Source organism: Spirosoma spitsbergense DSM 19989, from assembly GCF_000374085.1.
GTDB lineage: Bacteria > Bacteroidota > Bacteroidia > Cytophagales > Spirosomataceae > Spirosoma > Spirosoma spitsbergense.
In genome coordinates, this window is record NZ_KB893570.1 from 60,837 (window position 1) to 72,285 (window position 11,449).

Genomic DNA, 11,449 nt, shown 5'->3' on the forward strand with positions numbered 1-11,449 from the left:
TATAAACTATTTATACTGGCAGGATCGTTGATTTTATAACAATCATTGCTTTTCTTAGTACAAAACTTCGTTATCCTGCTTTTAGGACTAAGAGGTAATTGTCGTATAAATCGCATGAAAACGCAGTGGCTTTTTATTGGGGTAGCAGGAGTTGGCGTTGCTTTACTCCTGTCATCGTTTCTCGGCATTTTCGAGAAGCGGGTGGACTACAATACCCAAGTAAAGCCGTTGCTGAACAAGAATTGTATTACCTGCCATGGCGGGGTAAAAAAAGCGGCTGGCTTTTCCCTGCTCTTCAAACAGGAAGCACTGGCACCTGCCAAATCAGGGAAACTGGCCATTGTGCCCGGTGATGCCGATGCCAGCGAAATGATTCGTCGGTTGACCCTGACAGACCCCAACGAACGGATGCCTCTCGACCATCCGGCCCTGAAACCCGATGAAATCGATTTACTCCGCCGATGGATTGATCAGGGTGCCAAATGGGGCGACCATTGGGCATACCAACCTGTCGAAAGGCCCGATGTTCCCACTACGGGCAGCTTCTGGAACCGATTGACAGCCTTTATTCCGGGGCATGATAAAGACAGGTGGGCTACTAATGAAATCGACCATTTTATCCTCGACAAACTAGAGCAGGAAGGCTTAACTCCCTCGCCTGAAGCCGACCGGGCTATTTTAATTAGGCGGGTATCCCTCGATTTGACCGGACTTCCCCCCACGGAAAAAGAAGCCGCTGATTTTATCAGTGATACCTCACCCGACGCATACGAAAAAGTAATTGACCGATTACTCAAATCCCCGGCTTATGGCGAACGCTGGTCTGGAATGTGGCTCGATTTAGCCCGTTATGCCGACACCAAAGGCTACGAACGCGACCCCGGTCGCAAAATATGGCGATACCGTGACTGGCTGATTAAGGCATTTAATGACGACAAGCCCTTCAACAAGTTTACGGTGGAGCAACTAGCAGGTGATTTATTACCCGCCCCTACCGACGACCAGTTCGTGGCAACCGGTTTTCATCGGAACACGATGAACAACGATGAGGGAGGTACGCAGGATGAAGAGTTTCGGGTGGCGGCTGTTATTGACCGGGTCAATACGACCTGGGATGTGTGGCAGGGAACAACCTTCGCCTGCATTCAGTGTCATAGTCATCCCTACGACCCTTTCACCCATGATGAGTATTATAAGTTTATGGCGTTTTTCAATAACGCACGCGACGAAGACGTAACGAGTGATACCCCCACACTCCGCTTCTACAAACCTGACGATTCGCTCAAAGTAGTTTCACTCCAGCAATTCATCAAAACGACCGTTGCCAAACCCAAACAGGCGCAACAAACGCTGAATCAGGTTACAAAACTCGTCCGAACGGTAGAACCTAAAATTAACTCCCACGATTTCGATCAACTGGTTAATGCCTCATTGCTGGATGCCAAATACTTTGGTTTTCAGGATAAGGGGTCAACCCGGATTAAAAATGTAACCCTGACCGGGCGCCCCCGGCTATTGATAGCCTGGGGAACAAAAGCCACCGACGCTACCGTCACTATTCGGCAGGACAAACTCGATGGCCCCGTTTTAGCGCGTGTGCCAGTACCTAACACCGGTAGCCAGGGAAATGACACAATCCAAATGATTCCGTTACCGGACGTTCGGGGAAAGCATAACCTCTATTTGTCACTGAACAGCCCAACATCGCCTAAAGATTGGGTTCAGATAAAGTGGGTATCCTTCCAGCCCGTGTTACCCGGACAGCCGATGGATGCATTGGGGAAGAAAGATCAGCTTCTACTGGACATTCTGAACGCCGATGCAGCACAAACACCCATCATGCTGGATGGTACAGGCGATTTAGCCCGCGAAACACACGTTTTTGAACGGGGAAACTGGATGGTGAAGGGCAAAAAAGTTTCGCCTGATGTGCCGAAATCGTTTCCGGCTATGTCTCCCGACTTACCTAGAAACCGGCTTGGGATGGCTCGCTGGCTGGTGAACCGGAGTAATCCGCTTTCAGCGCGTGTTGCCGTGAACCGCTTCTGGGAACAGTTATTCGGGACGGGTATTGTTGAAACAATAGAGGATATGGGTACGCAGGGTATCCCACCTACCCACCGAGAACTGCTTGACTATTTAGCCGTTGAGTTCATGGAAACCGACCGATGGAGTATGAAAAAACTCCTGAAAAAAATAGTTATGTCGGCTACGTATCGGCAGCAATCCAGTGCATCACCCGAATTATTAGCCAAAGACCCTTATAACAGGCTGTTGGCGCGCGGGCCACGCGTTCGTTTATCAGCCGAAGTGGTGCATGACCAGGCCCTAGCGGTGAGTAAGTTATTGAGTCAGAAAATGTATGGTCCCAGCGTGATGCCCAGTCAGCCGGATGGTATCTGGCAATCACCCTATGATGGCGAAAAATGGAAGCAGAGCACGGGTGAAGACCGCCACCGGCGCGCTCTGTACACATACTGGAAACGAACGGCTCCTTACCCGTCAATGGTAACATTCGATAGTCCCAGCCGGGAGTTTTGTCAGCTTCGCCGGTTACGCACCAATACCCCGTTGCAGGCATTAGTAACGCTTAACGACCCGGTTTATGTAGAAGCAGCCCAGCATTTGGCCGACTACATGAGCAATCATGGTAAGTCGCCGGAGGGACAAATTCAGGCCGGTTTCCAGCAGATTATGCTGCGCAACCTTCCCTCGAAAAAACTGGCGGTTCTGGTTCGGCTTTATCGGACAACGGAGCAGTATTACCGAAAAAAGCCGGGAGAAGCCGAAGCCCTACTGGACAGACCCGGATTTGACTGTACGAAGGTTTCGCCCCAGTTAGCAGCCCTGACCGTTACGGCTAATACCCTGCTGAATTTGGATGAAGTGCTGACGAAGGAATAGAACGTAAACGCTATGAATAAACTCCTGCAAGAACTACAGCAAGCCGCTGCCGAGCGCGAAACCCGGCGGCATTTTCTGCACACCTGCTCAACAGGACTGGGCGCAATGGCCTTTGGTTCTCTATTGCAGAGTTGTAACTTCCTGACTAACAACGATCGGCAACCTAACACCGTGGGTTCTGCGATTCAATCCGATGAACCAACGGCCCCGCACCCATCGGCCTATCTACCTAAGGCCCAACGTGTCATTTACATTCACATGGCCGGTTCGCCGAGTCAATTGGAGTTGTTTGATTACAAACCGGAACTGGCTAAGTATAACGGGAAAGACTGCCCGCAGGAACTACTAACGGGTAAAAAGTTTGCGTTTATCCGGGGGGTCCCCAAAATGCTGGGGCCACAGGGCAAGTTCGCCCAACATGGCCATTCAGGGGCATGGGTATCCGACTATCTACCCCACTTGCAGGGTGTAGTCGATGATATCACCTTTCTAAAAGCCATGCACACTGACCAGTTCAACCACGCCCCGGCGCAGTTGCTGATGCACACGGGCAGTGCCCGGCTCGGCCGCCCCAGTATGGGCTCATGGGTGACGTATGGATTAGGAACCGAGAATGATAATCTACCGGGTTACATTGTCCTGGCATCAGGAGGAAAGCAGCCTGATGCGGGAAAGTCGGTCTGGGGTAGTGGATTTTTGCCAACTGTCTATCAGGGCGTTCAATGCCGCACCGATGGTGATCCTGTCCTTTTCGCATCAGATCCGTCGGGTATGAACCGCGACATTCGAAAGCAAACCATCGACGCGATCAGTGAGATTAATCAGCAACAGTATGATGATGTGAAAGACCCCGAAATTCTGACCCGTATTGCCCAGTACGAGTTGGCTTTTCGAATGCAGATGTCGGTGCCGGATGCGATGGCCATTAAAAACGAGCCCCAGTATATTTTGGACAGCTACGGTGTTGACCCAAATAAAGGATCGTTTGCCCGAAACTGCCTGCTGGCCCGTCGGCTGGTGGAACGCGGTGTGCGCTTCGTGCAACTTTTCGACTGGGGCTGGGATACCCACGGCACCAGTGCCGATGGTTCTATTGATGTTGGGCTGAAAGAAAAATGCCATCAATCCGATCAGGCCGTTGCCGCGTTACTGAAGGACCTTAAGCAGCGTGGATTGCTGGATGATACCCTGGTTGTTTGGGGTGGTGAGTTTGGCCGGACACCCATGCAGGAAAATCGGGATGGGCAGGTATTGCCTTTTATGGGCCGCGACCATCATCTCGAAGCATTCACCGTCTGGATGGCGGGTGGTGGCGTAAAAAAAGGCTTTTCGTTCGGAGAAACCGATGATATTGGCTACTACGGCGTAAAAGACAAAGTGCATATTCATGACCTTCAGGCTACCATATTACATTTACTTGGCTTTGACCACACCAAACTGACCTACCAGTTTCAGGGTCGCCCTTTCCGGTTGACTGATGTCGCCGGCAAGATTGTCAAGCCTATTCTGGCCTAATAAGCTGTTTGAGTTAGCGATTGTGACCAGAAGACGGGTGCTGTGGTTAAAGAAATCAACCCAAACAAGCTTCTAAGCGTTATGCTGAACATTTTCCTTAATCCATACCAAACACGCCCGAAAACTTTCGAAAACGTGTTCTTTGGGTATCAGATTTGGAATCAGGTTTACCTTTTCAAGCATTAGCTTAGGCTGTTGCTGTATTCCTACAATCAGAACGACTTTGTCGCTGTTTACTAAACCGGTCAGCACTTCTTCCATAGCGTACAAACCCGATTGGTCCATGTAGGGTACTTGGCTCATCTGAATGATAATACTGCCTGCCGTAGTAGGAATCTGTTTGGCTAGCTGCTGAAAATCGGAGGTGAAACCAAAAAAAAGCGGGCCCTTGATCTGCTTGACAAATACTTCTCCTTTCAGTTCTTCCGGAAAGTCAGACTCATCGGTCCAGGTTTCGTCAGCTAGTGGAATAACATCGGAATCTTTTGAGGTAAGGTCGCCAATCTTTTTCATGAACATCAGCGAAGCTATTACAAGGCCAATACCGACGGCATATACCAAATTCCAGAACGTCGATAGAATCAGTACAACCAGCATAATGATAACCTCGCTCTTTGGCATATACGGAATAGCCCGCAATCCCCGGTAGTCCATAACCCCAATACCTACCGTCATTAAGATACCGGATAGCACAGCCGCAGGAATCTTTGAGGCTACCGGGCCCAGAACCAATAGAATCATCAGCACCAAAACTGCCGACAGCATACCCGACAGCCGGGTTTTTCCGCCTGAGTTGATATTGACCACTGTACGGATGGTAGCACCGGCCCCCGGCAAACCGCCAAAAATAGCGGCTATACTATTACCAATACCCTGCCCCACCAGTTCGCGGTTAGGGTTGTGCCGGGTTTTGGTCATGTTGTCGGCTACTACGGAGGTAAGCAGGGAATCAATACTACCCAGCAGGGCCAGCGAAAGAGCCGTAAAAACATAGGGACTTAGCGCAGTAAAACTAAATCCGGTAAAAATTTCGAATACCGGTTGCGGTAAGCCCGAGGGAATGGCTTCAATGGGTTTATAAGGCAACCCAAATCCATACGCGATACCAGACATGACCAGGAGAGCTACCAGCGTACTCGGCACCCTGGTAGTTATTCGTTTGAAACCGTATATGATGAGAATAGTGCCCGCAGCCAGCATAACCTCCAGCCAATTAATGTTTTCGATAGCACGGGGTATCATTTTTATGGCACCAACAACGCCACTGCTTTCTTTGGCCGCCAATGATTGGGACTCCTGCCGTATCTGTTCCGGTGTTACCAACCTGGCTTTGCGTATCGTTTCCCTGAAATCCTCAATTACGTTTATGTTTTCTCCAGCTTCCTCTTTCAGAATATCATCCACAATAACCTCCTCTGCCCTGGGCTTGAACTGACTGACAAAGGCAATATCTTCTTTTGGATAATAGCCCAATGAGGGAATAATCTGAGTAATGATGATAATTACGCCGATGGCTGTCATAAACCCCGATACTACAGGGTAGGGTATATATTTGATATATTGACCCATACCCACGCTCCCCAGTACTACCTGAATAAGGCCCGATAACAGGAAAACGCTCATTATGAGTGGTAATGCTCTGGACACATCGCCTTCATTGACCGCTATAATGTTGGTAATAACAACCATACTAATAGCCGTCATCGGGGCTGTCGGACCAGATACCTGGGTATTTGTACCACCAAGCAAGGCTGCAAAAAAGCAGATGAAAATGGCCCCGTACAGACCGGCGCTAGGCCCGAGCCCTGAGCTTACCCCAAATGCAAGAGCAAGTGGCAAGGCCACAATCCCAGCCGTAATGCCACCGAAAAAATCGCCCTTTACGTGGGTAAAATCGAACAACTTAGCCATCAAAGTCGGAGTTTAGTTAATGAAAGACAGAAGGTGCTCTCTAATTGGAAGTGAAATACATCCCTCATTAACTAAACCCGAAAAGTGCAGTATCCATTAAAAATAATACAAAAGGATGTGCTGAAACAGAAATTTAGGCCGGGATAATGAATCAACACAATTTGATAATGCCTTTCTGAAGCTACCGATTCACAGTGTTATATCTGGAATCATTTCCTTTGCATCAATAGATTAATTCTACCTGCTATGGTACCTCAGACTATACTTTCGTGGTTATACCTAATCGGAGCGGCTGTATCGCAGACGGGCTGGGCCTACTCAATCAAATACATCCAGTGGGAAACGCTGAAAGCATTGCGCTGGAGCACGTTTTACCAGCTGGATGTTGGCCTGCCAGCTTTACTTCCCTGGGCAGGGTACGTGGTTTTTGGCATTGTCAACACGGTGCTACTGGCAGCAGCCATGCGTACCATTCCAACGACAACCGCCTTTACGGTATGGATGGCTCTCACGCTGATTTTCCTGAAAGCTGCGGATGTAATGTGGCTGAAACTAAGCTGGTCGTGGAGTGAGCTTTTTTTCATTTTGCTCATTACCATCAGTATCGTTGGCCTGAAACTGTCCGGGCCAGCGGAATAGAACAACCCTCTTTAGTCCATCACTTTGGGCACTTCAAAAAACTGACCATCGTGCTGAGGAGCGTTAGCCAGTGCCTGCTCACGGGGTAGTTGATTTTTGACCTCATCCTCCCGGAGCACGTTTGTCTCGCCGGAAATGTGGGTCAGTGGTTCAACGCCCATTGTATCTACTTCGTTAAGATGCTCCATCCAGTTGAGCACTTCGTTCAGGCTGTTCAACAGGTCAGCTTCTTCCTCGGGCCGAACTTCCAGCCGGGCCAGATGAGCTATTTTGTGTAATGCTTCCTTGTCTACTTGCATGGTTCAGAGAGGAATAGGGTCAGGCTGTTATTTTCTTTTCGCCCTTCAATTCATTGTCAATCACTCTATACGTTTCCTGTTTCAGGTTATCCAGGTTAGCCTGCGTCATGCCCACCGTTTCGATAGGTGGATGAATAACCGCCCGCAACGAGTGCCAGTGAAACCTAACCGGGCTTTTGTCGGGCAGTATCCGGTAATTATCCAGCAGCGTGATGGGCACAATCGGCACCTGCTGCTGAATAGCCATCGTAAAGGCTCCATCTTTAAACGGAGTCATTTGCGGTGGGTTGGTTGCCTGGATTCCCCCCTCCGGAAAAATCATGATACTCCGGCCCGATGCCAGGGTGCGTATGGATTTGGCCAGCGAGTAAGCCCGGCTGTTTGACTGATTGCGGTCTACCTGAACGTGCAATTTGGTAAACATATACCCCAGCAACGGAATACGCTTTACCTCACTTTTCCCGATAAAGGCGTAGTAGTTATCCACAACAACACCCATAGCGGCAATATCCAGATACGAAAAGTGATTTGCACAAAAAACATAAACCCCTTTCGGGTCAGGTCGAAACCGGTGCTCTATCCGAACAGGCATTCCTGCGCAAATAAAGAATAGTTTTCCCCAGATGCGATTGATTCCGTGCGCTATCGGCTTCCAGCTATCCCGCTGCAAAAAAACGAACTGGATGGGAAACAGTAGTATGTACAGGACGATAAAACAAACAGTGCACCAAATCGTATAAAGCATAACTGTCTAAATCGCTACGGCGGCCCAACAGGGTTTACCACGATCTAAACGATTTATCGGGATTTGCTTACGCCTATACTTTTGTCCTGGAAATCGTTTAAATTCTGATAAAATACCGGTCAGGATTAATGTTTAAAATGCCGGATGCCCGTCGTTACCATTGCCAGACCATGCTCATTACAATAGTCGATAGAATCTTTATCCCGAATAGACCCGCCCGGCTGAATAACGGCCGTGATACCCGCATTTCCGGCAATTTCAACACAATCGGGAAAGGGGAAGAACGCATCGGATGCCATCACGGATCCGGTCAAATCGAACCCGAATGAGTGGGCTTTTTCGATTGCCTGCCGGAGCGCATCGACCCGCGAGGTTTGTCCTACCCCACTAGCCAGTAGCTGCCAATATCCCTCACCAGCCTCTTTGGCCAGCACAATCGTGTTAGACTTAGTGTGTTTGCATACTTTCAGCGCAAAGGCCAAAGCCCGGTTTTCACTAGCTGTCGGTGTTTTTTCGGTAACGGTTTTGAACCGATCAACGCCTTCGGTTTCGTTATCCTTATCCTGTTCCAGCACACCGTTCAAAATGGTTTTAAACATCACGGCTGGTAACTCGATGGCGTTCCTTTTCAACAGAATCCGATTCTTTTTCGACCGTAGCAGTTCCAGCGCGGCTGGTTCATAATCCGGGGCAATCAGGATTTCCATGAACAGCTTGTTCAGCTCTTCGGCCGTTGCCAGATCTACCGGCTTGTTAGTGATAACAACACCACCAAAAGCCGAAACCGGGTCGCAGGAGAGTGCACTCAGGTACGCTTCTTTAGCCGTTGGGGCCGTAGCGATACCACAGGCATTGGTATGTTTTATAATGGCAAACGCGGCTTTATCTCCCTCCTTAAATTCGTCAATCAGATTCACGCAGGCATCCACATCAACCAGGTTATTATAGGACAATTCCTTACCGTGTAGCTTGGTAAACATAGCATCCAGGTTCCCGTAGAACGTAGCCTGCTGGTGCGGATTCTCACCGTATCGGAGGTGGTTGGCTGGCAAACTCTTGAAATCATAAATTGGCCCGGAGAATTGTGTTTCCTCACTTTTTGCTTCTGCTTTACTGAAGTAAGCCTGTATGTCCGTATCATAGTGCGACGTTACGGCAAATGCCTCTCCGGCATAACGCCGACGGTCGTTTAGTTCGGTTGTCCCCTTCTTTTCGGTAAGAAGGTCAACTACACCGGCATACTGGCTTCTTGACGAAACGATTAGTACGTCGTTGTAATTTTTGGCGGCTGCCCGAATTAGGGAAATACCTCCAATGTCGATTTTTTCAATGATATCCTCATCCGACGCACCCGATGCTACGGTTTCCTCGAAAGGGTATAAATCGACAATTACTAAATCAATGGGTGGAATGCGGTGCCGCTCAGCCTGGGCAAGGTCTTCGGGCAGTTCGCGCCGATAAAGAATTCCGCCCATAACGGCGGGGTGCAGGGTTTTTACCCGGCCGCCAAAAATAGAGGGATAACCCGTCAGGTCTTCTACGGCCGTAACCGGAATACCAAGTTGTTCGATGAATGCCTGCGTACCACCCGTTGAGTAGAGTTTAACGCTTTGCTCGTGCAATAACCGGACTAATGGTTCGAGGCCATCTTTATAAAAGACGGAGATTAATGCGGAGGAGATTAGTTGGGACATGGAATATGCCGAAACAGGCGCCGACTGTTTCAGTCAATAGTTGACAAGTTACCCGAAACAGCCGACGCCTGTTTCAGCCTGAAGTGCAAAGATAGCCAAACGTCTTAACTTTGCACTTCAGGCTGAAACCTGAAGACCTCATCGGTCAAAACCAATTCAGGTTAGCCATTTTCACGATTCAATGAGTACGTTTAAAAAATTAGCGGGCGACACAGCCCTGTATGGGGTAAGTACCATTCTGGGGCGACTGCTGAATTACATTTTAGTACCCATTCAAACGTATGCGTTCAATCAGCCTAAAGAACTCTCCTCGAACGTTACGTTTTACAGCTACATTGCGCTACTGTTAGTCATCTACACATTTGGTCTGGAAACAGCTTTCTTTCGTTTCGCTGCCCGTAAGCCTGAGCTATTGACCAAAACGTTTAGTGAAACACTGAGTCTGGTGTTGCTCATTACGCTTCCATCAACGGCCCTGCTTCTGTATCTGGCACCGGATATAACGGTTTGGCTGAATTACCCCGGCCAAACAACCTTCATTCGATGGTCGGCCCTGATTGTCGCCATCGATGCCATTACAGCCATACCGTTTGCCCGACTCCGGGTTCAAAACAAAGCCCGGCAATTTGTGAAAGTAAAAATGCTCAATGTGGGTCTGGTTGTACTATTCAACATTTTTTTCCTGGTCATCTGTCCCGATGTTAGTAGTGGTAAGTACCTGACCGGCTTACAACCGTTTGTCAACCTGGTGTATGACCCATCTATTGGCCCCGGTTATATTTTCCTGGCCAACTTACTGGCGAATGCCTGCTATTTCCTGTTGCTGCGCAATACATTTCGGGGATTTCAGTTTCGATTCAACTGGCCCGAGGCCCGGGTGTTGTTCGTGTACGCCTACCCAATTATGCTGACCGGTCTGGCGAACGTTATCAATATTCTGACCGACCGCCTGTTTTTAAGGCATTACCTGCCCGAAGGCTTTTACACGAGTGCCAGCGGAGTCGCGCTTACGAACGAAGACGCCCTGGGCATTTATGGTAACTGCTTCAAACTGTCGGTATTCATGGCCCTGGCCACGCAGTCGTTCCGGTTTGCTGCCGATCCGTTCTTTTTCTCGCGCGCCGACGACAAAAACTCCCCCGAACTATTGGCCCGCGTAACCAAGTGGTTTATTATCGTATGCGTGCTGATTTGGGTAGGGGTTAGTCTGAATGTTGATATTATTGGGGTAGCTATGCTGGCTCCCGCTTATCGGCAGGGGTTGGTTATCGTTCCTTTTCTGCTGTTAGGCAATCTGTTTCTGGGGGTTTATCAAAATATTGGCTTATGGTTCAAGCTCACCGATAAAACGAAATTTGGAACAATCTTCACCGTTGTAGGTGCTGCCATCACTATAACAGGCAATATTCTTCTGATTCCCGTTATGGGCTACATGGGTTGCGTTATCGCTTTTCTGACGTCCAGTTTCGTGATGCTGGCCTTATGTTACGCTTTTGGCAATAGGTACTATCCCGTTCCCTATAACATACGGTCAGCAACGCTTTACGTTCTGGGAGCGGGCCTGCTCATTCTCGGTGTCTGGTTGTTCCCGATTGAAAACTTATGGATTGCGGTACCCGTACACATCGCCCTCTTTGGTTTGTTTACCGTATTGGTTTTGCTAACCGAACGGGATACGCTTCAGCCTGTATTACTCAGGTTTCAGAAAAGACGGGTTTAACACTAGCCTGTATATTCTTTTA

At 49.0% G+C, this 11,449-nt stretch carries 8 protein-coding genes; 4 read left to right on the top strand and 4 right to left on the bottom strand.

All coding sequences use genetic code 11. From position 1 onward, the window contains the following. The first annotated feature begins 114 nt into the window (after positions 1-114). Both B157_RS0123580 and B157_RS0123585 read left to right on the top strand, forming a co-directional pair. Entirely contained in the window at positions 115-2,904 is a 2,790-nt protein-coding gene (locus B157_RS0123580; protein ID WP_020605774.1) for a DUF1553 domain-containing protein, read from the top strand. A gap of 12 nt (positions 2,905-2,916) precedes the next feature. Further along, positions 2,917-4,419 (top strand): DUF1501 domain-containing protein, encoded by a 1,503-nt coding sequence (locus B157_RS0123585; RefSeq protein WP_020605775.1) that lies wholly within the window; start codon positions 2,917-2,919, stop codon positions 4,417-4,419. 72 nt (positions 4,420-4,491) lie between these two features. On the opposite strand, the gene B157_RS0123590 is transcribed toward B157_RS0123585, so the two are convergent. Beyond that, complete coding sequence (locus B157_RS0123590) at positions 4,492-6,330, bottom strand: SulP family inorganic anion transporter (protein WP_020605776.1); 1,839 nt, start codon at positions 6,328-6,330, stop codon at positions 4,492-4,494. 246 nt (positions 6,331-6,576) lie between these two features. Between B157_RS0123590 and B157_RS0123595 the strand changes: the two genes are divergently transcribed. After that, on the top strand, positions 6,577-6,969 hold the full coding sequence (locus B157_RS0123595) for a DMT family transporter (RefSeq protein ID WP_020605777.1): 393 nt from the start codon (positions 6,577-6,579) through the stop codon (positions 6,967-6,969). 11 nt (positions 6,970-6,980) lie between these two features. Here the strand turns inward: B157_RS0123595 and gatC are convergent, their stop codons facing one another. The 3 genes from gatC to purH all read right to left on the bottom strand — a co-directional run bounded on the left by gatC (position 6,981) and on the right by purH (position 9,707). After that, on the bottom strand, positions 6,981-7,268 hold the full coding sequence (gene gatC, locus B157_RS0123600) for an Asp-tRNA(Asn)/Glu-tRNA(Gln) amidotransferase subunit GatC (protein ID WP_020605778.1): 288 nt from the start codon (positions 7,266-7,268) through the stop codon (positions 6,981-6,983). Between the two features lie 19 nt (positions 7,269-7,287). After that, positions 7,288-8,013, bottom strand: coding sequence for a lysophospholipid acyltransferase family protein (locus tag B157_RS0123605; RefSeq protein ID WP_026308924.1), 726 nt, complete (start codon positions 8,011-8,013; stop codon positions 7,288-7,290). Positions 8,014-8,138: 125 nt separating this feature from the next. Continuing rightward, a complete protein-coding gene (gene purH, locus B157_RS0123610) occupies positions 8,139-9,707 on the bottom strand; it encodes a bifunctional phosphoribosylaminoimidazolecarboxamide formyltransferase/IMP cyclohydrolase (RefSeq protein ID WP_026308925.1) in 1,569 nt (522 codons plus the stop codon). 181 nt (positions 9,708-9,888) lie between these two features. On the opposite strand from purH, the gene B157_RS0123615 reads away from it, so the two are divergent. Continuing rightward, a complete protein-coding gene (locus B157_RS0123615; protein ID WP_020605781.1) occupies positions 9,889-11,427 on the top strand; it encodes a polysaccharide biosynthesis C-terminal domain-containing protein in 1,539 nt (512 codons plus the stop codon). The last annotated feature ends 22 nt before the right edge of the window (positions 11,428-11,449 follow it).